We start from the raw sequence: 23,328 nt of genomic DNA, 5'->3' as shown, positions 1-23,328 counted from the left end.
TTTACAAAATTGCTTTTAGACGTTGTATCACTTGTTCACATTGTGCAATATCTGCAACCAGTGCCATACGGACATGACCTTCACCCGGATTACCTTGTGCAGTATCACGCGAGAGGTAGCGACCAGGTAAAACTTTAATATTGGCTTTTTCCATGAGCATCTTGGCAAAGTTTTCATCATGATCGACTTTTAACCAGTAATAAAAACCAGCGTCTGGTTTTTGTAAAGGTAAAAGATGACCTAATTCATTTTGAAACAACTCAAATTTTGCCCGATATAACTGACGGTTTTCTTCAACATGTGACTCATCGTTCCAAGCAACAATCGAAGCCAATTGATGTTGAACAGGCATCGCAGCGCCGTGATAAGTACGGAATTTTAAATAAGGTTTGAGTAATGCCGCATCGCCAGCCACAAAGCCTGAACGCATACCCGGTAAATTAGAACGCTTAGAGAGCGAATGGAATACAATACAGTTTTTATAATCATCGCGTCCTAATTCTGCACAGACTTCGAGTAAGCCAGTAGGAGCTTGATCAAACCACAACTCTGAATAACATTCATCAGAGGCAATCACAAAACCATATTGATCAGAAAGCGCAATCAGCTTTTTAAGTTGCTCTTTTGAAAGGACTGCACCAGTAGGATTGCCGGGTGTGCAAACAAACAAGAGTGCGGTTTTTTCCCAAACTTCAGCAGGGACAGCATCGAAATCACCGAGATAACCATTTTCTTCGGTACAGTTGATAAAGTAGGGCTGAGCACCTGCTAAAAGTGTTGCACCTTCATAAATTTGATAAAACGGATTCGGCATCACCACATAAGGTGCATCATCACGATTAATCAATGCTTGGACAAAGGAAAAAATCCCTTCACGGGTGCCTGTTACAGGAATTACATGATCTTCAGCACTGATACTGTTGAGATGAAAGCGACGACTCAACCATTGTGCAATACTTTCACGTAGTTCAACTAAACCTTTACTATTGGGATAAGTTGAAAGATGCTGAAAATTATCAATGATCGCTTGCTTCACAAACTCAGGTGCAGGATGCTTCGGCTCACCAATAGAAAGTGGAATCAAAGGTAAATCTGCGGGTTTTACATCCTGAAAAAGTTGCGCTAACTTTTCAAATGGATAGGGATGTAATAAAGACAAACTAGCGTTCATGAAACAATTACCACAATAGAATTAAAGATTAATGTTGCCCACAGATTTGATTTGATGCTTCATCCAGTGCCGCTTTTAATTTTGCGGTAAAGACTTCTGCTTCTGTTTCTGTAAGAGGAGTGCCATCTTTTTTAGTGACGAAGAAAATATCTTCTGCTTTTTCGCCAAGTGTAGCAATTCGAGCTGAATGGATATCTAAACCTTGCATCATAAATAAACCACCAACACGTGCAAGTAAACCGGGTTGGTCGAGAGTTGAAATTTCAACCATGTTTTGCTGTAACGCTTCATTGAGTGTTACATCAACCGTATTTTCAATATCAAAATGACGAAGTTGGCGTGGAATGCGACGCTGCATTAGACCAGGGTATTTATCTGATTCAGATAAGGCTTTAATTAAAGCCTGTTTGACCGTGTTTTCACGTTCTGGATCAGTTAATAAAGTACCAAAACGATCTAGAACGACATATGTATCTAAACTAAATGCTTTGGTTGCAGTGATAATACGCGCATCTTGAACGTCAAGATTCATACGATCTAAAATAGCAACAGTGGTTGCAAACAAGTTAGGTTGATCTTGAGTGTAAATAAAGATCTGAACAGCATCCTGTGCTGCTTTTCGATGCGCACGCATGAGCACTAATGGTGCAGGGTTGTCGCCGTGCTGCAAAATGGCGCGGGTATGCCATGCAATTTCATCTGCTGATTCTTTGAGAAAGTACTCGTCTCCCAACTCTTGCCAAACTTTTTCCACTTGATCGAGTGGGAATTCATCTACCAATACTTCACTTGCTGAAAATTTAGTATCCTCAATCAGCATTTGGTAGTCCACTGGACGACCTAAGCCTGAACGAATCACATCACGTGCATGTGTATACAGTTGACGCATTAAAGAAGAGCGCCAAGTGTTCCAAAGTTTTGGATTGGTTGCATTGATATCTGCAACAGTCAGTGTGTATAGATAATCTAAATGCTCCATATCCCCGAGTTTTTCTGCAAACTCTTTAACTACATCGGGGTCAGAGATATCTTTTTTCTGTGCAGTCATCGACATCAATAAATGATTTTGGATCAGCCAAGCCACCAAATTACATTCACGCTCGGTAAATCCATGTGCCAAACAGAATTCAATCGCATCTTCAGCACCCAGTTCACTGTGGTCACCGCCACGTCCTTTGGCAATATCATGGAATATTGCAGCAAGGAAAACGATATCACGGCGGACTAAACGCTGAAAAACTGAACTTACAACAGGGTAATCTTTGGCAAACTCTGGCTCTTTAAAGCGATTTAAATTGCGGATTAACAGTAACGTATGTGCATCGACGGTATAGATATGGAATAAGTCATATTGCATTAGCCCCATAATTTGCCCAAATGCAGGAATATAGTTGCCCAATACTCCATAACGTTTCATCGCGACCATCGTTTCATATAAACGATACGGTGAGCGAATAATTGCCATGAACAAAGCTTGATGATTTGGATTATCTCGGAAAGCCTGATCAATTCGTTTTGCGGCTAAAGTCAACAGACGTAAAGTACGTGCACGAATGCCTTCAATTTCAGGACGATTTGCCAAGATATAGAAAATTTCTAAAATAGCACTTGGATTTTCTGAGAATGTTTTGTGTTGTTGGACCGCAAGTTTGCCATCCACCAGCTTGAAGTGTTCGTTAATATTTTCAATTTTACGCTCATAGTCTGGTAAGCGTGGTGTAATTACTGACTCATTGAAATATGCCAATAACATTTCATTTAACGTGGAAACCTGTTGAGCTGTCCGATAGTAACGTTTCATGAACTGTTCAATCGGATAGTTTGGATGATGGGCATCCTCTCGTGTATAGCCAAATTTAGCCGCAATATCACGCTGATAATCAAACAATAAACGGTTTTCATCACGCTTGGTTAAACGGTGCAAGTGGTGGCGAATTTCCCATAGAAAATTTTCAGCCTCTTCAAGTACGCCTAACTCAAATTCAGAAATAAAACCTAAATGAACCAAATCGTAAATACGATTTACGCGAAAATGACGTTTTGCAATCCACCCAATTTGATTGATGTCTCGAATACCACCCGGCGCATTTTTGATATCGGGTTCTAAGTTACTTTCTGTGTTGTTGTGCTGTGCATAGCGGTGCGCTTGTTCAGCCATTTTTGCATCAAAGAACGTTTTGTCAGTCCAAGTCTGAGAAACAACTCGACGTGGCCATCTTGCTAAATGCTGATTACCAATAATTAAGCGCGCTTCAATAAGAGAAGTGGCTACAGTCAGATCAGTCGTGGCTTGTTCAAAGCAACTGCGGATGGTACGTACACTGATACCTGGTTTGAAATTGCCCACATCCCATAATGTTGAAATAAACTGTGTGACGATCTGCTCTTGTTCAGGGGAAAGGTCTTCCTCCGACAAAATCATGATGTCTACATCAGAGTAGGGCAACATCTCACGTCGACCATATCCACCTACAGCAAACAAACCTAAATCTGTTTGATCTAAACCCGAATGTTTCCATAAAAACATCAGGGCTTCATCTACGACATTTGAACGAGCACGAACGATTTCACGTATGGTTGTTCCATGATCATAAGCCTCATTTAACTGTTGTTCGACATCACTACGCCATTGATTGATTGCTTTAATGTCGTTGTTGTCGCTTACATATTCCAACAGAGGAGAGGTGTTGATCATGGATATTTTGTCCGCAAATTTATAGGCTATTTGTTTAAATGAACAGTCACTTTTGATGCTGCTTCTTGTGCAAGTTCACGTGCTTGGTCTGTCGTTTCGGCACGGGCAGTTGCAACGCCCATACGACGACGTTTAAATCCTTCAGGTTTACCAAAAAGACGTAGATCTGTAGCAGGGTTTTGCAAAGCAAGATTTAAGCCAGAGAATGAAAGATTATTCGCATCGGTACCTGCATAGATCACAGCACTTGCGGCAACACTATGGCGTTCGGTATTGACAGGCAAACCTAAAATAGCACGAGCATGCAATTCAAATTCACTTTGGAATTGAGATGCAAGTGTAACTAAACCAGTATCGTGTGGGCGAGGTGACACCTCACTAAACCATACTTTATCGCCTTTTACAAACAGTTCTACCCCAAAAATACCACAACCGCCTAAGGCTACAGTGACTTTATTGGCAATACGTTTTGCTTCATTTAAAGCGGCTTCAGTCATGATTTGAGGTTGCCAGCTTTCTACATAGTCTCCTGCATCTTGACGATGCCCAATCGGGTCGCAAAAGGAGGTCTCAATTTCACCCGTTTCAGGGTTTTTCGCACGTACAGTAAGTAAAGTAATTTCAAAATCAAAGTCAATTTGAGATTCGACAATCACTGTGCCCTGGTTTACACGACCACCTGTTTGTGCATATTCCCAAGCAGCATCGACTTCAGCATATTCTTTTACTCGAGATTGTCCTTTACCAGAAGAAGACATCACTGGTTTTACAAAGTTCGGATAACCAATATCATCACAAGCAGAACGGAAACTTTCTAAAGTATTTGCAAAACGATAAGCAGAAGTAGGTAAGCCTAATTCTTCCGCAGCCAAACGTCGAATTCCTTCACGATTCATGGTCAGATTTACTGCTTGAGCAGAAGGAATGACAGTGGCAATATTTTGTTGTTCAATTTCCACCAAGACTTGCGTGGCAATCGCTTCAATTTCTGGAACAATCAGATGAGGTTTAACTTTTTCGATTAAAGCTTTAAGTTCATTTGCATCTGCCATATTTAAGGCATAAGAAAAATGAGCAACTTGCATGGCAGGTGCATTTTCGTAGCGGTCTGCCGCATGGACTTCTACACCAAGTCGTTGTAATGAAATCACCACCTCTTTACCCAGTTCACCTGAACCCAACAATAAAACTTTATACGCAGATGATTGAAGTGGGGTACCAATAGTCACGCTCATGCGATTCTTCCATGCTTGTCTTATGGATTGTTAGCATAGCAGAAGTCAGGCATCTGTTCAGGGTTGATTCACATAAAATAATGATATTGTCTAACAGATTTTTTTATATAAGTTAAGCCGCTACTTTTTTAAGTGTTCCAAGGCTTCGCATAAAAAAAATGGCTAAATTGATTTTTTTAATTTTTTCCTTTTTTGAATAAAAAGTATCAATGCAATGATACAAATGAGAATTTCAACAAAAAAAGACCAATGAAAAATAAAGTTGAGCCACCACGGTTGATAACGTGCGCTAACTTCAAAGAAGACGTAGGGCTGGTCAATAAAAGGGGCAAATAGCCAAACATCACCGACAAAAGTATCTAAGAAAATATGTAATAGTGCGGCAGATGCAAAAAGGCTGAACATCCATGCGATTTTAGAGTTGTATTTTGTTTTCACTAAATAAATTAAAGCAATAACAAAAATTGGAATCCAAAAAGAAAACCAATGTAAAAAATATTTGTGGTGATGCACAGAACGGTGGTCAAACAAATAAAAATAAAATAGATCTATATCTGGGAAGATAGCGCCAAGCATAATGATGCTAAAGAATGCTTTGTGGCTGATTTTAGTTTGTTTGAATTTTTGATGAAGAAGTCGGGCAAGAATATAACCCGAAGGTAAGTGTGCAATGAACATAATAGAAATCTTGCGAAATAAGCTTTAGGATGATTTTTTAAATGTGGTTAAGTTTTATCAATCATGAAACATTTAGCATAACATAGAAATGATATGTACAAAGATCAAGTTTGCAATGCCACGCTTAACATCTTAAGTTTAAATTATTTGTTTTACTGAGGCGATGCTTCACTTTGCTCACCTCATTTTTTAACCGTATTCTTACACTGAAAATAACGTAGTTCCTTGTTTTTGTTCATATCCTCCATTCGACAATCGCAACATCCATCTCGTGTTACCGTATAAAGACCACATTTATATTTTATCAATATTTAAAAGTATTGAATGCTCATTTTTTGACTACAGCAGGAAGCCTAATGTGTTTTTATAATGTGCTTTAAACAATGTGATGAAAATTAAGAATTCCCAAATTGTTGGTCAAAAAGATTCTTTATTTTAAAAACACCTCTCCATTCAATGAAATGATTTCATCATTTAAATGGTGATTTTTGAAGGAGGTTTAGCATGATGAATGTTAAACATAGGTATAGACCAAACCATAGGCGAGTGCTGCAATAAGCGTCGCTAAAACGATTCGTTTAAATTTAAAGTACAACCCTGTCAGTACCACAAAACCGACGAACATCGCAAAACTCTTATTGGGCGTTTCAATTAACGGGGGAAGAGTTGCAACAATCAACATTGAGCTGATCGCTGCAATACCAATACTGCCCAATGCTATTTTTAGCCATGTTGAGCCACGTGACTGTTGGTGTTGCTGGCTTTTTTGCAATAAATAAAAGGGACCAAAGCGAGAGGCAAAGTTTGCAATACCCACCAAAATACCGACCAGAATAATATGTAAGTCCATGTTAAATGCTCACTTCATCTTTTTGTTTTAAAATGTAATATTTAAATAATCCCGCCAAAATACCTGATGCAATACCGATAAAAATTGCTGCTGACATATTGATAAAATAACACGCCATAGCCGAAACGACTAAAGAGACAAAAACCACAAAAGTATGCTTTCTTTCAAAAGCGGCTAATAAAAAGCTCAAGAACAAAGCAGGAAGTAGGAAATCTAATGCCGCTTGTAAGAACTGAGGCAAATGCGTGACTTGATCAGCAAATAATCCACCTAAAAATGAACCAAGTGCCCATGACATCCAGCTAAATAGGCTGAGTCCTAACATCCATGATTCTGACCACTCTTGACGACGTTGCGACAGTTTGATCATACCTGCGGCAAATACTTCATCCGTTAGTCCCCAAGCCCAAACTGCGGTCTTTTTTAAGTTTAAACGATCTTGAATGAGGTTTTGTAAGGCTGGACCATAAAGCACATGACGAATATCTAAGGCAATTACGGTGAGTGCGGTCATCCATATGGATGTACCACTCCCTAATAATGCCACCACCAGAAACTGACTTGCACCAGCATACATGGAGCATGACAAAAAGAGTGCTTCCCACGCACTAAACCCGAATTGAGTTGCCGATACGCCAAAGGCAAAAGAAACAGGAAGGTAGGTAAAAATAATGGCTTGGCTATCTTTCGCGCCTTGCCAAAAGCCAGCGATTTGGACTGGAGGATTGTGCTCGGACACAGGACACCTAAAAACCAGAGTAAAACAAAAGGTAAAATCAAGATTGAGTATTCTACCTGAATTTACTAGCATAGGAGTGAAATGTTTATTTAGGCGTGACTTTATGTTCGCAAATCAGTCGAAATTATTATTGAGTATGACCTTGATTTTAGGTGTTTTAGGTTTACAAGCATGTGGTAATTCATCTTCTGAACCTCAGCAAAAGGTCGAAATCAAAGCTGCGCCAAAACTTACCAATGACGCAACCACATATGCTCATGCAGCTTGGGCGTTAATTAACCAAGTTGAACCTTATGTTTATCGAAAACAATTAAATCTAATAGAAGACAATGTGCGAAAACCGATTCGTAAGTTGAGTACGGATTGGCGAATCAATGTCAAAATGACTGACTCTGTGACTGAAGGAAAATATGCTTTATGTCGTAAAGCCATGAACAGCTTAGACAATTGGGCGCGTTCGACGCTTGAGAAAGATGGTGAAATGCAGAAAAATCAGGCGCAATATGAGCGTGATAAAGCACAGTGTAAAGATGCAATTGATAACCCTAGTTTAGGAAATACTAAGGCGAATAATAATATTTTCTAATCAAGTATGTAAAAATGGCGCAGATGAAGCGCCATTTTTATGGTTTAACTTGATTGTGTTGCGACAATCAAGGTTTTAAAGGATTGGTTGACGCTGTTTTAACCGCTTTGTCTTTAGTCATTGCCGCTTTTGCAGCTGTATCAGTTTTTGCCTTCGCTGCTGCATCAGTCTTCACTTTTGTAGCAGTTTCTGCTTTTGCCTTGGTTGCAGCAGTTTCAGTTTTTACCACAGCTTTGGCATCTTTTGGTTTTGCTTCAACTGCTTTGGTGGTATCTGCTTTTGCTTTCGTTGCAGTAGTCGATGCTTTAGATGCTGTTTGCGCCGCAGGATTGGCAGCTACACATTTTCCGCCTTTATGATTCGGACCAGTCCCACCGACTAATGTTGTACCTTTAGGACATGCAAAAGCAGAAGCACTAAGCACTGTGAATAGACCCGCCGTGAGAAGAGTTGTGATTTTTTTCATTTATTTCAACTTTTATTGAGATGGCATTAGCGCCTGAATAAAATATAAATCTATTTTTTCATAAGTAGAATACACAAATTGTATATTTTATTTATAAAATGATTATATATTCCAGCTATTTAAGCTTGTTTTAATCTTAACTGAAAAATACCGCGCAGTTATTTTAATGTGAAGATTCATTGATTGAATGGGCAATAGCGTGTAACTGATTGATATCTAAAATTTCTATTTTTTTAAAAGCAATTTTTAGAATACCTTGTTGTTCCAGTAAGTGTAATTCTTGATTGATGGTTTGTCTTGAACATTTCAACATGAGAGCCAATTGATCTTGAGACAAATGAATGGTGTTCTTTTCAATGTATGCATGGTTTCCATAACCATTCAAAATAAACATTAAGCGTTGCGCTAAACGCTGTTGTATATGCTGTGTTTGAATCGAAATCAGTTCTAAGAAAGCAAAACGAAGTTTTTGACTGGTGAGTTGCGCGATATGGAACCAGTATTGGGGATGTTGAGCTAGAAAGTCGTTCATAATCAAGCTAGGGATATGCAAAATCACACATTTACCAACAGCAATTGCATCATGCGAACGTGGCTGCTGGTCTACTAAAGATATTTCTCCAAACCACATGATTGGTTCTACGATTGCAGCAACAGATTCATTGCCTTCAATATCGATATAACCTAAGCGCACCCGACCATCTAAAACAGCATAAATACCATTAAACGTATCACCAGATCTAAAAATTGCCTGATCTCGTTCAAATGTTTGATAATTTGAATGTTGTTGGATAAATTGCTGGAATGGTGCAGGTAATTGAGCGTACCAGATATTTTTATTTAATAATTCAAGATCTGTTAAGTTCAGCACAAAAGTTCCTTTTTTTATTCTGCTACGCGTTTATATGATATTTCAGTTGTATCACACCATATTGGACCAATCATCACAGTTTTAGTGATCAAGTCAGTCATATCGTGCATCATGGTCATTGCTATGACTCAATCACATGATTTTGCATATATCAGCATCGTAAAAATTCCAATCCATTTGCTCTGTTCTAGATGGAGATATTAAATCGCAACGCTTACGCATCGTTGTTTTGCCATCATACTAAAAAATATTCATTTGTCAGCTAGCCGACAACTTTTATTTGCAAGATTTTATATAGTGGATAAAAGTAATAAACAAGGACGCTGAAAATGACTCGATTAGAACAATTGCTTAGCCAATATGCAGCCTATCATTTGGATCAAAAAAATGTGTTAACTCATTTTATTGGTATTCCAATGATCGTATTTTCCATCATGTGTTTAACTGCAAGAGCAGGTGTGATGTTATCTGGTTTTGAAATCACATTGGCTTTAGTGCTGTTGATCTTAAGTGTGATCTATTATTTAAGGCTAGATAAGTCTTTGGGCTTTTTGATGTTACTGATTTACGCGATTGCCTATCCATTTGCCTATAAAATTGCTCAATTGAATATGAGTACATGGCTTGTGATTAGTATTGGTAGCTTTGTGGTGGGATGGGTGTTCCAGTTCATCGGGCATTTTTATGAAAAGAAAAAACCAGCTTTTGTGGATGATCTTGTAGGTTTAGCGACTGGTCCATTATTTGTACTTGCTGAATTTGTGTTTTTGCTTGGTTTTCGTAAAGACCTGCAAACCAAAATATTGGCAGAAGCGAGAAAACAACGGAGTGCAATGGATCAAAAATCATTACAGACACTTCATGCAAAATAAACTCAGCATGTGAGTTAAATCAACCCTCTTTGAGTGAGTGATTCACTGAAAGAGGGAAGTAGATAAATTTTTATACAAGATAATCTTTGATTAAGATCACCAAACCAAAAAAAAGTATGGCGCAGCCAATATAGAATTTTATTTTTTTAATTACTGAATTATGAGGCATTGGCATGAGCATTGGATCTATATAATATTTCATTTAATCGCTTCTAAATAACGACGATTCACTTCTTCCCAATTGACGACATTGAAAAATGCTGCAATATATTCAGGACGCCGATTCTGGTATTTTAAATAGTAGGCATGCTCCCACACATCAAGCCCTAACACTGGAATATTGCCATTCATCAGTGGAGAGTCTTGGTTCGCACTGCTTTCAACAATCACTTTTTTTTCAGGCGTGACGCTTAACCATGCCCAACCACTACCAAATCGTGTTAACGCTGCTTTGGTAAATGCTTCTTTGAATTTTTCAAAACCACCAATATCTTTTTCAATCGCCTCAGCAATTTCTTTGATCGGTTCACCACCACCTTGTGGGCTCATCACTGTCCAGAATAATGAATGATTGGCATGACCACCTGCATTATTAATGACATTGTTTTTTAACTCAGCAGGAACTTCATTTACTTTTGAAACCAATACTTCAACAGATAACTTTTCCCATTCTGTGCCTTCGATCGCTGCATTAATATTATTGATATAGGTTTGATGATGCTTGGTATGGTGGATTTCCATTGTTTGAGTATCAATATTGGGTTCAAGTGCATCATAAGCGTAAGGCAGTTGTGGAAGAGAGTAAGCCATGAAACAATCCTGTTTAGTTAAATATAATGCGAATGTTAATAATTATCATTATTATATAGGATTTAAAAAAGTGCAACCAGCAATACTCGATTATTGCGGGCTTATTTTCAAAATACGAACAAAGCAATAGGCGAAAAATTCAAAAAGTGGAATGGGGAGTTATAATCATGAAAAGTGTGAAAGTTGCTACAAGTTTAAATTTTTTTTAAATAAAAGGCTTTTATTGTTAAGTAAATATTGATAAAAGAGTGATTAAATCCATATTGTAACGATAGCAGAGATGGCTAAAAAGTATAAACTTTATCCAATAAAAACCATAAAAGATTGGGAAAATGAAGATTGGGATGTGTATGAAGAGCGGAAGTCTCTTTCAGGTATTATGATTTACCGAGGCTGGCCATACTCGTTGACACCTAGAGATGGCATTGGTGGTGTGTTTTCACATATTCTAAGCCCTGAAATTGCAGAATTTCTTAAAGTACATTCGATTACGGAGAGTGAACAGCAACTTGGTTTAAATAACGGTATTGTTGCTAAATTCAGAAGAAAGCTTGCTATTCAAAACAAGTTTATATATCGAAATGATCAATGGATCCTTGAGCATAAAGATGAGCTTTTATATGACAGTCATCAAACACTCAAAGAGAAGTATGGTTTAAATCGGAATCAAGTTTACCAACATAAAGAATGGTTGTCAGAGTTAATTGATATACCTAAAAACAAAAAAATGAGAAAAACTTCAGCAGATGATCTGCAAGAACAATGGTTCCAAAAGCATAAAGCGCAAATGACAGAAATGGATATAGAAGAGATAACTTTAAAGTTTAATGTTAGTCCTTTTATCGCAACAAAAACCTATAATCGTATTCGTCAAGAACTTGGAGAGTTAACTTTTTCAGCACAATTTCAGCAAAACAAGAAGGATAAATATCAATGGTTGTTAGATCACCAAGACGAATTATTAAATTCGGGCAAAACAGTTGCAGAACTGGCTGAGCAATTTCAAAAGACCAATGGGCAAATTTTAAGAGCGAAAGCCAGACTAAGAGAAATTTTAAAAATACAAAAAGTACAAGATCAAAATCGAGAATGGTTGCTGGCAAATCAAGAGATTTTATTTCATTCAAAACTAAGCAAAGAAGAAACTGCAAAAAGATTAAGCATCGAAACTAGTCAGGTTTATAGAAGAAGAGGAAAGCTGAAAAAACTGCTCAATATCCCACATCATAACGATCTAGTTCAGGCTTGGCGTTTAGAGAATCAAGAGGTATTACTTTCTTTGCATTTGTCGATTTCTGAAATTGCTAAAATACTGAATCGGAAAGAAGGATATATTGTCAGAAATAGAGAGATTCTTCGAAAATGTCTCAATATTTCACTCAAGGATCAAATAAAAGCATGGGTGCTAGAGCACCAAAATGATTTAGAAAATTTAACGGTGGATCAACTTCAAAAAAAATATGGCATTGGGAAACATAGAATTCAAAAGTATCGAAAACTTTTAATCGAACTAAAATAAAATGAGAGACAATTAGGGGCTTAGTCAAACAACGCTAGGGCTTGTACCACAAATGATTTCCAATTTTTGATAGATCGTTTTTATATTCTCTAAAGTGGCTGCAAAGCAGCGACCACTATGTACTTAATTATAATAATTAAGTACATATGTTTAAAACATAAAATTTTGTTTTTTGTGGTTTTTTATTATTTAAATCAATAGCTTAAAAGGGTATGTTTGTGCGCCAACAACGATAATCAATAATAACTATCATTATTATTTGAGTATATTTAAATTTTGTGTTAAGTTTTTCTACATTAAAAATAAGGTCATAATAATGTTGAATAATATTTTTACTATTCTAGATAAAATGGGATATGGGACACAAAAACGCGCAATTAGTGTTCAATTTTCAAACTTGGAACTCAGTGCACAAGTGATGTTACAACGAATTGATGGTTTTCATGCCATCAATGAAGGATTGTCAGCAGAACTGATTTGCCTGTCTCTCAATCCATTTATTGAACTTAAAGCGTTTATCGGTTGCCAAGTCTCTGTAGATCAAGTCACAGATTCAGGCAAGCTTTTTAGAACTACAGGGATGATTACTGGGGCGAGTCAGGGACAATCAGATGGGGCTTTTACGCTTTATCGTTTGACCCTGCAAGACGCAACAAGCTTATGGCATAAGCGTCATAATAGTCGGGTGTTTTTAGATAAAAGTGTTCCTGAAATTTGTGAAATAATTTTCAATGAATGGAGAGCCAAAAGCGCTTTATTTGCATCCAGTTTAAAACTGGACCTGAGTGGTCTCAGCAAGAGCTATGATGTACGACCGTTTTCTATGCAACTTAACGAATCTGATCACACATATTTGACTCGGATTTTACGTGAGGAATCAATCAATTGGCTGATTGATGAATCTGATTTTATTGCTTTAAACAACAATCAAAGTATTGAACCACAAAAACTTAGATTAATTGATCACAATGATCAGTTTAAGGCACTTGAACGTCGCAACATTCGCTATCATCGATCAAATGCGACTGAAGCTTATGACAGTATCACCAGTTTGATTGCTGAACGCAATTTACAATCAACAGCAATCCATGTACAACGTTGGCAAGCAGACAGTTTAGCGCAGGAAGATGGCAGTGGTTCTATTCTGAGTGCACATAAACACAGTGCAAATAGAGACAATGAAAGTTTAAGTTTAGAACAAGCGTGGAGTATATCTCCTGCTTGGATTCGTGATCTTAAAGGTCAAGATCAAGCCACAACATCAGGCAATCATCAACTAGAGAAGTTGAGTACCCAACTAAATCAATACCAAGCTTTGCAAGCCAAATATTTTAAGGCACAGAGTAGTGTGCGTGATATACAGGTCGGCTATTGGTTTAAGTTAACAGGTCATCCAGAGCTGGATAGAAATCATATCGAAAACAATGAGATGTTGATATTAAGTAAGCATTTTTATAATCAGAACAATTTTCCCAAAGACATTCAAGATCAAATTGAAAAACTCCTCAGCCTGAGTCATTGGCAAACGACTAAAGACCTTCAACAAGAGCGTCAAGGCAACGAATTAACTTTGGTACGACGGCATGTAAGTGTTGTACCTGAATATCATCCATTAACACATCGCCCCACCGCATATGTTCTACGTGCCATTGTGGTGGGGGATGGTGAAGAAATCTATGTCGATGAATGGGGACGAATAAAAATTCGTTTCTTGTTTACCCGAACAGAAGACCATGCCCATGATGGCGGTGCAGGAGCTAATGATAATGACACGGACTCTGCATGGGTGGATGTGCTTACCCCTTGGGCGGGTGAAGGTTATGGCGCAAGATTTCTCCCGCGTGTCGGAGAGATTGTCGCGGTAGATTTCTTTGAGGGAAACCTTGATCGACCGTTTATTACTGGACGGATTCATGAAGGACCTCGAAATCCAACCCAGTTCGATATCAAAGGCAAACTACCTGACACCAAAAAGCTCAGTGGTATTCGTTCAAAAGAGGTCGCTGGGGAGGGCTTTGGGCAACTCAGGTTTGATGATACGACTACACAAATAAGCACACAATTACAATCGAGTCATGGCGCGAGTCAACTGAATTTAGGTAATTTAAGTCACCCTAAAGAAAGCGCAGAAAGTGAAGGTCGTGGAGAGGGTTTTGAGTTAAGGACAGATCAGTGGGGTGCGATTAGAGCAGCTCAAGGTATATTGCTCACATCTGAATCATCTCATCAAGCACAAGGTGCTCAATTGTCACGCACTAAACTATTGGAAAATATAAAGTATCATGTCGATAGTAATCAATATTTTAAAGAACTTGCAACAGCACATCAAGTCGATGAGCCAGATTTAGCGTCACAACAATCTCTAAATGATAAGCTCGAAACATGGGATGAAAGTCAGGATGCTCTGCTAACTTTACACAGTCAATCAGGAATGCTTTTAGACAGTAAAGCCAATATGCATCTTGAATCAAAAGATAATATTGATATCAGTACACCTCGAAATTTGCAATTTTTTACGGGGAAAAGCTGGATTGCCCAAGCCTTAGATAAAATCACGATTTTTGCAAAACATTCAGGTATTAAAATTAAATCAGGCGAAGGTGATATAGATGTCTCTGCGCAAAAAGGCAAAATGACTTTATCCTCAAAACAACAAATGCAAATTTATTCACTCAATGATTTTGTCAGGGTGGAAAGTGGTAAAGGCATATTGATTACTACAGGTGGTGCTTATATCAAAATGCAAGATGGAAATATTGAAATTACCTGCCCGGGATTACTTGAGTTTAAAGCAGGTCAGATTAAGACCAATAGTGGTGCAACACTTTCTATGCAACTCCCTGCAATGCCTGAATTAAAAGCACAGTATGATGAACATTTTATTTTGCATTATCCTGATGGTGAACCTGCAAAAAATTTAAAATATAAAATTACTACTGAAAATGGTCAAATATTTCAAGGTACTTCAGATGAAAATGGAAAAACAAAAATGTACAACTCGGACTCAATGAAAAATTTAAAAATTGAAATATTTACAGAAGAATGAGATTTCGAATGAAAAAAACCAAGATTTTACTGCTGCTGTCTTTAACGTTACTTGGAATATCTTGTTCAAAATTTCAAGGTGAAGATGAAAAAAATAACATGATTAATTTCAAAGATACAAAAAATATTTGTTTGGGTCGTATTGAATTTACCGTCCCGAAAGAAACTGATGTTAAATTCGGTACATTTTCATTTGATGGAAGTGATTTTGAAATTGTCGAAGATGTAACAACCCTTGATCAGTATGATCAATTTATCAAAGATAAAATTGAAAACTTAAAGAAACAACAGCATGAAACTGAAGGAAGCTTGCTTAAGTTTGAAAAAATGGGCAGTTTAAAGCTTAATCAAAGATCAATTAGCCATATTATTGTTTATAGACCTACTGAGTACACTGATGTTTTATTTAATATAGATGCGTATATTTATTTAAATCGAAAATTAATTAAAATCAAAAGTCAGGCGGGAAATAAGAAGTTAGATGATGGCTTGATAAGTGCTGAAAACATCATTAAAAACTTTAAATTAAAACCATCCAAAGGTCCAAATCAGGCAGGCTTATGCTGGAAAGATTACTTTATTGCAGATGATATGACTGAAAATCGCTTCTTTTTAAGCGAAGCTTTTTTATTTTTTCCTTCTTATCCAGAAGTGATGATGAATATTGAAAACAGGGCAAGAGATGAGTCTGACACACCAATTATACAAATGATTCAGAAAAATAGGGAACAAATACCAGAAGAACTTAAAAGAGTATTTAAAGTCAGTGATATTCGATCTGGATCCAGAGAAATTAATGGACTAAAAGGTGAAGAAGTTCTTACTCATTATCAGCCAAGTTTAAGCTTTGGTCGAGGCTTTGAATCTGGTGTATGGCAATATTTAGGAACTTTAGATAATCCTAAAGATTCTTATATTTATGTCGGATTAAAAGGAGTGAGGGACTCTATCGATAAAGAAAACTCATCAATAAGCCAGAAACAAATCCTTCAACTGAATGATTTTGTTTTAAATAACATAAAAATTTCGCCATTTAATCAAGGAAAATCAGATGATTGAAAAAAACAATAACATTCTGGCGACTTCAGCAACCAGTCCAAGTAGCAATAAAACAGGAACATTGGTAGAAATTCCCAAGCTAGATACCATTCCTATTATCTTTATTCCAGGAATTATGGGGTCAAATTTAAGAAATAAAAAAAGCAAAGAGCCTGTTTGGCGTATAGGTAATTATGCTGGTGCAGCGAAAACAGTCTATAACCAATCTCAAAAGCTTCCAGCCCAATTGCAAAGAGAATTGGATGCAGAAGAAACCGAAGTGGATCCAACAGGTGATTTATATATCGACCCAAGAGCAAAAGTCACCACTGAAGAAGCGAAAAAGAGACTATGGGGAACAGTACATTGGGAAAGTTATGGACCTACCTTGATGTTTTTTGAAGGGGCGCTTGCCAATATACGTTTTGAGGCAACTGAAAAAAATTGGCTGGAAAGTCGACGTGCTTACCAACTAGTGACTCAAGATGATAAATACACGCCTGATTGGTTGAGTTTATTAGGTGCAAATGAGAAACAGACATGGCACCCGCAAACTAGATTTGAAAGTATAGATAAGACTGATATTGAAAAGCTCAAAAAATTTAATTTTCCTGTTTATGCACTGGGCTACAATTGGCTTCAGTCCAATGCACTGTCAGCAGATGACCTTGTAAAGACAATGAAAAGTATAAAAGCCAAATATGGTAAGAATTTTCATAAATTTATTGTCATCACCCATTCGATGGGCGGTTTAGTAGGGCGAAGCTTATCCACAAAAATGGGGGAAGATATTGCAGGGATTATCCATGGGGTGATGCCTAGTGTGGGTGCACCTGCTGTTTATCGTCGCTTGGTTGCAGGTTCGATTGAAGGAAGTGGCGTAAAAGATGTCTTAGCAGGATTGGTTTTAGGGAAAAATACAGAACATGTAACTGCTGTTTTATCGAACTCTCAAGGTGGCTTAGAGCTTTTACCCAGTAAAGACTATCGTATTATCAAAAAAGACAAAACAACAACGCCATTTTGGTTGAGTTTACGGGGTACCGATGAAAAAGGCACCATCCATGTTGTCAATTTGCCCAAAGCTGATCCTTATAAAGAAATCTATAAAGCCCACAATGTCTGGTGGGAAATGGTCAAAGATGAACTGATTAATCCACTTGATAGAAAATATCCTAGGAAAACAGCGAGAGAGAATTTTGAATTCTTAATTGATGGAGTACAAAAATTTCATAAATCTATTGCAACACATTACCATCCCCATACCTATGTGCATTTTGGTGCTGACCCCAAAAACTTGACTTACGGTACACTACACTGGAGTCTAGATCGACCTTTAACAGGTTTAAACCAAAGCCAACTACAAACCTTACCACGTGTGAATGGTCAGGAAATTGAAAATAAAAATAACCAAGTGCTTGCACAGATGAAGCAGATCAAAGACAAAAAGGAAAGGAAAGAGTACTTAGATAAAAATTTTATTCCAAACAATGGGTTTAGATATATTCGCTTAGCCAGTGGAAAATATGGAAAATTTACGATTTCCAATAAGAATTTATATGGGGATGGAACGGTTCCATTTTTTTCAGGTGTTGCTCCAATATCACCAACTAAACACAATGGGATCAAACAAGTATTTCAAATGGAAGGCTTTGATCATCAAGGTAGTTATGGTGACCTCCATGTGAGAAGAAGTGTCTTATATTCAATTGTTAAGATTATTAAAGACAACAATATTCAACCTAGAAATCGATGAATATTCTTATAGGTCTGAATCACGATAAAGAAAGATTGAATATCTTTATATGCATTTTGAAATGATCATCACAGAACTTGATGAAAGTTGAAGCAATAAAAAACAGGTTGAAGATAGCTTCAACCTGTTTGATGAAGGTATTAAAGTGTTTTAAACATTAAAACGGAAGTGCAATACATCGCCATCTTGAACGATGTATGTTTTACCTTCTAGACGCCATTTACCTGCTTCTTTTGCACCATTTTCACCATTGAATTGAATGAAGTCATCATAAGCAATACATTCTGCACGGATGAAGCCTTTTTCAAAGTCAGTGTGAATTACACCAGCAGCTTGAGGAGCAGTTGCACCCACTTTTACAGTCCAAGCACGAACTTCTTGTACACCAGCGGTGAAGTAAGTTTGTAAGCCCAATAAGCTATAACCTGCACGGATCACCACGTTAAGACCTGGTTCTTCCATGCCTAAGGCTTCAAGAAACTCTGCACGATCTTCATCATCTAAAAGTGAAATTTCAGCTTCGATTTGGTTGCAAAGTGGAACAACAATTGCATTTTCTTCAGCAGCTAACTTTTTCACAGCTTCAAGATGTGGATTGTTTTCAAACCCATCTTCTGCAACGTTTGCAATATACATGGTTGGTTTTAAAGTCATTAAACCAAAACCACGAACAAGCTTACGCTCATCATCATCTAAATCAGCAGCACGTGCAGGTTTACCTTCATCAAGCAATGGTAAGATTTTGTCGAGCACCGCTTTAGTTGCAACGGCTTCTTTGTCGCCACCTTTTGCTGATTTTGCTAAACGAGTAACTGCTTTAGTGACGGTTTCCAAGTCAGCAAGAGCAAGTTCAGTATTGATCGTTGCAATATCATCTAATGGATCAATTTTACCATTTACATGGATGACGTTTTCATCTTCAAAACAACGAACAACGTGTGCAATCGCATCAGTTTCACGGATGTTTGCAAGAAATTGGTTACCTAAACCTTCACCCTTAGATGCACCTGCAACCAAGCCTGCAATATCAACGAATTCCATTGTTGTTGGAATGACACGTTGCGGTTTTACAATCGCAGTTAATTTGTCTAAACGTGGATCTGGTACTGGAACAATACCTGTATTCGGTTCAATCGTACAAAATGGGAAGTTTTCCGCAGCAATAGCAGCTTTAGTCAATGCATTGAAAAGAGTAGATTTACCCACGTTCGGCAAGCCGACAATACCGCAATTAAAACCCATGAAAAGACTCACAAAGTGTAATATAAAAATTGCCAGTGATTTTACATGAAAGCCATGACAAAGTCAGGTCTACGCGCTATAAGTTTTTAAACAGATCATGTCTATTTATAGCTGTGGTCGTTTTTTAATTATAAATCGAGTTTTTATTGAGCAAAACAATCAGCTTATCAACGTATAGATGCAATGAATTTATGTTCAATCGAATCAGAGGTACAGTTGTACCTCTACACGCCATATACAACCAGCATAGTTTCAAAAATGATCAATCATTCGTTTAAATTTTCCGTTTATCCAATTGATTTGCCAGACTGTCACCAAATGCCTGAACAAGCATCACCAAGGCAACTAAAACCACGATCACAGCAAACATCATTTGCATATCAAAACGCTGATAACCATAGCGGTATGCAATATCACCCAAACCACCTGCACCAATTGCACCTGCAATGGCTGACGAGTTAATCATGGTGACAATCGTAACCGTAAAGCCTGCTACGATTCCAGGTAATGCTTCAGGTAAAAGCACATGCCAAACGATCTGTTTACGATTACAACCCATGGCTTGTGCTGCTTCGATTAAGCCTTGATCGACTTCACGTAAACTTACTTCAGCGATACGGGCAAAAAATGGAGTTGCCGCTAACGTCAATGGAACAACAGCAGCCCATACCCCATAACTTGTTCCAACAATCCAACGGGTTAAAGGAATAAGTGCAACCATCAAAATAAGAAAGGGAACAGATCGAGTAATATTGATCACTGTGCCTAAAGCATGGTTGATCTTTTTAGAGGGATAAATCCCTTGCTCCGATGTATTGACTAACACAACTGCGAGAGGCAATCCAATTAAAAAGGCAATAAAAGCAGAAACACCCACCATTAGTAGGGTGTCAATTGTCCCTGTGATCAATAAATCAATGAGTTGGTCTTGCATAGCCCAGTACCTCTATTTGTGCAATATGAAGTTTTAGTTTTTCTTGCAATGCGGCAAGGTCTAGATCGATTTGCGCAGTACCTACAATCAATGTACCAATCAAGCGATTTTGGATACTGTCAATATGGCTTTGATATAAATGAACAGACGCTTCAAATGCTTGAAAAACCTGTACTAGATCTGGAGAGTTTTTAGGATCTGTTTCGTAGCGTAGTTTTAAAATACTATGTGTTGAATCGGATTGAGGTTCATCAACAAGACCAAAAGGTAAATCAAGTTGCTCTAAGTTTAACAATTCTTGGGTAATTTTTTGCTCAGGCTTAGAGAACACAGACCAGACTTGACCTGATTCAACGATTTCTCCATGTTCAATTACCACCACTTGATCGCAAATTTCACGAATCACTTGCATTTCATGGGTAATTAAAACAATGGTGATACCCAATTCACGATTGATTTTTTTCAATAAAGACAGCACAACTGAAGTGCTTTCAGGGTCAAGTGCGGATGTTGCTTCATCACAAAGTAAAATTTCAGGATGATGCACCAATGCACGAGCGATACCAACACGTTGTTTTTGACCACCAGATAATTGTGAAGGGTAGTTATAGGCTTTATTGCTTAATCCAACCAGCGCTAAAACTTCGTTGACGCGTGTTTCGATTTCGGCTTTATTAACTTGGGCGATTTTCAAGGGCAATGCCACATTGTCCCAAACAGTCTTCGCGGACATTAAATTAAAATGTTGAAAGATCATGCCAATTCTTTGACGTGTTTGAATCAATTCTGCATGGCTCAATTCAGCCAAATTCTGTTGATGGATATGGATGCTTCCTTCAGAAATACTTTCCAGACCATTCAATGTTCGAAGTAAAGAAGACTTACCTGCACCACTTTTGCCGATGATGCCGAAAATTTTGCCTTGAGGAATATCTAGATTGATATTTTTCAGTGCATGAATTTTTTGGTCTTGCCCTGCATAAAACTTATTTAAATCACGGATTTTGATATGAGGGACTGAAAAGTCAACCTGTGAACCGAAACTCACCATTTCTATGCTCCTTATTTCCAGCCTGCAAACCACATATCTTTGCCGAAATCTTTATCTAAAATATTTCGAACCTGTTGTGAGTTTTGAAAAGCTTGAATAAATTTCTCTAACTTTTGGTTTTTATCTTGATAGTCACGACGTGTGACAAAAAGGATGGCGTATTTTTTATCAATCGGATCTAAAAACAGTGCGCTATGTGGGTCTGCTTTTTTTGCCATATTGAGGTAATGGGGAAAACCAAAGATGAGGTCCGCATCATCGTATGCTAACGCCGTTTGAGGACCTTCAACTTCTATAAACTTCAATTGCTTAGGGTTTGAAACAATATCCTGTAAAGTTGAAAGTTCGTTATTGATATCTTTGATCTGAATCAGCCCAGCACGATGGAGCAGAATTAAGGCACGTGCAGAATTTACGGGATCACTAGGAATCACTACACGCGCATGCTGTGGCAAGGCATCTAAAGACTTGTACTGTTTCGAGTACAGACCAACATGACTCCCGCTTCCAGTACCAAAAGCATGTAAGTCATAGTTGGTTTGTTTAATCGCATTTTTTAAAAAGACGCTTTGCTGAAAAAAGTTAGCATCAATGTCACGGTTTTGAACCGCAACATTGGGCGCTTGCCAATCTGAGAATTCAACCAGTTTGACATGAATGCCATCTTTCGCGACCTCATTGGCAACTGTTTGGAGTAGTTCTGCATAGGGAGGACTGATACCAATGGTTAAAACATTTTCTTTTTGCTGATTTTGTACATATCGATAGCCAAATAGCCCGAATATAATGACCACAACAGCAAGACCAATCCATAGATTTTTATGACTAAGTTTGGAAATTTGAGACATGAACGTTTCCTTATTTCCAACCTGCGAACCATAAGTTTTCACCAATATCATCGTTTAAAGCTTGTTTGACTTTGTCAGAAGTTTGATAAATCTTAATGAATTCTTTGAGTTGTTTTGCCTTGTCAGGATGTTGTTGTTCATAGTCATCTTTGACCACAAACAAAATCGCATAACGAGTATTGGTATTATCATCAAGTAATAATGCTTTATTGGGATCGATGGTTTTTGCCAAACGTAAATAGAGCGGATAACTAAATACCAAATCTGCATCATCTACCGCACGCGCAGTTTGCGGTCCTTCAACTTCAATAAATTTAAAATTCTTTGGATTCGCCGTAATGTCCTGTAAGTTGGATAAATGATTATTTGGATCTTTTAAGCTAATCAGCTTGGCTTGTTGTAAAAGTAATAGGGCACGACCTTGGTTTACAGGGTCATTGGGGATAACCACACGTGCATTGTTAGGTACTGCCGCCAAGGAATCATATTTTTTAGAATATAAACCAACATGCGTTGCCACACCTGTTGCAATCGGCTTGAGTTTAAAGCCTGTTTCTTTTAACGCATTGCTTAGAAATGGCTGATGCTGGAAGTAGTTTGCATCTATATCACCATGATTCAAGGTAATATTGGGTGTATTCCAGTCAGAAAATTCAACCAGCTTAATGCGAATACCTTGTTTCTTTGCTTCTTCTGCTGCAACGAGCAAGGGCTTAGCGAATGGTGGACTAATACCGATCGTGATTTCTGCTGAACCTGTTTTTTTATGTTGGTTCCAATAAAAAAGTCCTGCAATCACCGCAATAACAATCACGCCGAGTAAAATAAATTTATTCTTGGTCGTGTTTCTTGGAGATGGATTGCCATTGGTTGGCAAGTTTGTTTGTGTCATGTGACACCCCTTAAAGTCAATAATTTAAAT

20 protein-coding genes are annotated in these 23,328 nt (G+C 37.7%); 6 read left to right on the top strand and 14 right to left on the bottom strand.

The annotated features are described in order from the left end of the window. Window position 1: 1 nt before the first annotated feature. From dapC to TOL5_RS12150, 6 genes are all read right to left on the bottom strand, one after another. On the bottom strand, window positions 2–1,171 hold the full coding sequence (dapC, locus tag TOL5_RS12175; RefSeq protein ID WP_121775542.1) for a succinyldiaminopimelate transaminase: 1,170 nt from the start codon (window positions 1,169–1,171) through the stop codon (window positions 2–4). A 28-nt stretch (window positions 1,172–1,199) separates the two neighbouring features. Beyond that, window positions 1,200–3,866 (bottom strand): [protein-PII] uridylyltransferase, encoded by a 2,667-nt coding sequence (glnD, locus tag TOL5_RS12170; RefSeq protein WP_004831069.1) that lies wholly within the window; start codon window positions 3,864–3,866, stop codon window positions 1,200–1,202. Window positions 3,867–3,892: 26 nt separating this feature from the next. Continuing rightward, complete coding sequence (gene purT, locus TOL5_RS12165; protein WP_042087302.1) at window positions 3,893–5,101, bottom strand: formate-dependent phosphoribosylglycinamide formyltransferase; 1,209 nt, start codon at window positions 5,099–5,101, stop codon at window positions 3,893–3,895. A gap of 162 nt (window positions 5,102–5,263) precedes the next feature. Continuing rightward, window positions 5,264–5,779, bottom strand: coding sequence for a metal-dependent hydrolase (locus TOL5_RS12160; RefSeq protein ID WP_009586611.1), 516 nt, complete (start codon window positions 5,777–5,779; stop codon window positions 5,264–5,266). A 514-nt stretch (window positions 5,780–6,293) separates the two neighbouring features. Then, the gene (gene ygaH / locus TOL5_RS12155) at window positions 6,294–6,629 is read right to left on the bottom strand and encodes an L-valine transporter subunit YgaH (protein ID WP_004831065.1); all 336 of its coding nucleotides are present in this window, start codon (window positions 6,627–6,629) and stop codon (window positions 6,294–6,296) included. Between the two features lies 1 nt (window position 6,630). Continuing rightward, the gene (locus TOL5_RS12150) at window positions 6,631–7,368 is read right to left on the bottom strand and encodes an AzlC family ABC transporter permease (protein ID WP_058971890.1); all 738 of its coding nucleotides are present in this window, start codon (window positions 7,366–7,368) and stop codon (window positions 6,631–6,633) included. A 103-nt stretch (window positions 7,369–7,471) separates the two neighbouring features. On the opposite strand from TOL5_RS12150, the gene TOL5_RS12145 reads away from it, so the two are divergent. Then, window positions 7,472–7,954, top strand: a complete 483-nt coding sequence (locus tag TOL5_RS12145; RefSeq protein ID WP_121775543.1) for a hypothetical protein — start codon at window positions 7,472–7,474, stop codon at window positions 7,952–7,954. A gap of 67 nt (window positions 7,955–8,021) precedes the next feature. On the opposite strand, the gene TOL5_RS12140 is transcribed toward TOL5_RS12145, so the two are convergent. Continuing rightward, the gene (locus TOL5_RS12140; protein WP_121775544.1) at window positions 8,022–8,420 is read right to left on the bottom strand and encodes a hypothetical protein; all 399 of its coding nucleotides are present in this window, start codon (window positions 8,418–8,420) and stop codon (window positions 8,022–8,024) included. A gap of 163 nt (window positions 8,421–8,583) precedes the next feature. Then, window positions 8,584–9,291: a Crp/Fnr family transcriptional regulator gene (locus TOL5_RS12135; RefSeq protein WP_046759812.1), complete on the bottom strand. Its 708-nt coding sequence runs from the start codon at window positions 9,289–9,291 to the stop codon at window positions 8,584–8,586. 329 nt (window positions 9,292–9,620) lie between these two features. Between TOL5_RS12135 and TOL5_RS12130 the strand changes: the two genes are divergently transcribed. Then, window positions 9,621–10,163 carry a DUF962 domain-containing protein gene (locus TOL5_RS12130; RefSeq protein WP_121775545.1) on the top strand — a complete coding sequence of 181 codons (543 nt, stop codon included), beginning with the start codon at window positions 9,621–9,623 and terminating at the stop codon, window positions 10,161–10,163. Window positions 10,164–10,361: 198 nt separating this feature from the next. On the opposite strand, the gene TOL5_RS12125 is transcribed toward TOL5_RS12130, so the two are convergent. Continuing rightward, window positions 10,362–10,973, bottom strand: a complete 612-nt coding sequence (locus TOL5_RS12125) for a superoxide dismutase (protein ID WP_046759814.1) — start codon at window positions 10,971–10,973, stop codon at window positions 10,362–10,364. A gap of 280 nt (window positions 10,974–11,253) precedes the next feature. Here TOL5_RS12125 and TOL5_RS12120 point away from each other — a divergent pair, with 280 nt between their 5' ends. The 4 genes from TOL5_RS12120 (at window position 11,254) to TOL5_RS12105 (ending at window position 18,331) form a co-directional block, all read left to right on the top strand. Further along, the gene (locus tag TOL5_RS12120) at window positions 11,254–12,492 is read left to right on the top strand and encodes a hypothetical protein (RefSeq protein ID WP_151781567.1); all 1,239 of its coding nucleotides are present in this window, start codon (window positions 11,254–11,256) and stop codon (window positions 12,490–12,492) included. Window positions 12,493–12,808: 316 nt separating this feature from the next. Then, complete coding sequence (locus TOL5_RS12115; RefSeq protein WP_198114554.1) at window positions 12,809–15,538, top strand: type VI secretion system Vgr family protein; 2,730 nt, start codon at window positions 12,809–12,811, stop codon at window positions 15,536–15,538. Between the two features lie 8 nt (window positions 15,539–15,546). After that, window positions 15,547–16,596 (top strand): T6SS immunity protein Tli4 family protein, encoded by a 1,050-nt coding sequence (locus tag TOL5_RS12110; protein WP_042087286.1) that lies wholly within the window; start codon window positions 15,547–15,549, stop codon window positions 16,594–16,596. Next, on the top strand, window positions 16,589–18,331 hold the full coding sequence (locus TOL5_RS12105; RefSeq protein WP_151781556.1) for an esterase/lipase family protein: 1,743 nt from the start codon (window positions 16,589–16,591) through the stop codon (window positions 18,329–18,331). The genes TOL5_RS12110 and TOL5_RS12105 overlap by 8 nt, the downstream gene beginning before the upstream one ends. 150 nt (window positions 18,332–18,481) lie before the next feature. On the opposite strand, the gene ychF is transcribed toward TOL5_RS12105, so the two are convergent. From ychF to TOL5_RS12080, 5 genes are all read right to left on the bottom strand, one after another. Further along, complete coding sequence (gene ychF / locus TOL5_RS12100) at window positions 18,482–19,573, bottom strand: redox-regulated ATPase YchF (RefSeq protein WP_004831052.1); 1,092 nt, start codon at window positions 19,571–19,573, stop codon at window positions 18,482–18,484. A 274-nt stretch (window positions 19,574–19,847) separates the two neighbouring features. After that, window positions 19,848–20,507, bottom strand: coding sequence for a methionine ABC transporter permease (locus tag TOL5_RS12095; RefSeq protein ID WP_004831051.1), 660 nt, complete (start codon window positions 20,505–20,507; stop codon window positions 19,848–19,850). Then, window positions 20,488–21,558, bottom strand: a complete 1,071-nt coding sequence (locus tag TOL5_RS12090; RefSeq protein WP_151751939.1) for a methionine ABC transporter ATP-binding protein — start codon at window positions 21,556–21,558, stop codon at window positions 20,488–20,490. Before TOL5_RS12090 ends, TOL5_RS12095 begins: the two co-directional genes overlap by 20 nt. A gap of 11 nt (window positions 21,559–21,569) precedes the next feature. Continuing rightward, entirely contained in the window at window positions 21,570–22,406 is an 837-nt protein-coding gene (locus tag TOL5_RS12085) for a MetQ/NlpA family ABC transporter substrate-binding protein (protein ID WP_151751940.1), read from the bottom strand. Window positions 22,407–22,416: 10 nt separating this feature from the next. Further along, window positions 22,417–23,298, bottom strand: a complete 882-nt coding sequence (locus tag TOL5_RS12080) for a MetQ/NlpA family ABC transporter substrate-binding protein (protein WP_004831048.1) — start codon at window positions 23,296–23,298, stop codon at window positions 22,417–22,419. Between the last annotated feature and the right edge of the window lie 30 nt (window positions 23,299–23,328).

Source organism: Acinetobacter sp. Tol 5 (assembly GCF_019702905.1).
GTDB lineage: Bacteria > Pseudomonadota > Gammaproteobacteria > Pseudomonadales > Moraxellaceae > Acinetobacter > Acinetobacter bereziniae.
Note: the sequence above shows the minus strand (reverse complement) of the source record. Positions and strands in the feature narration are given on the sequence as shown.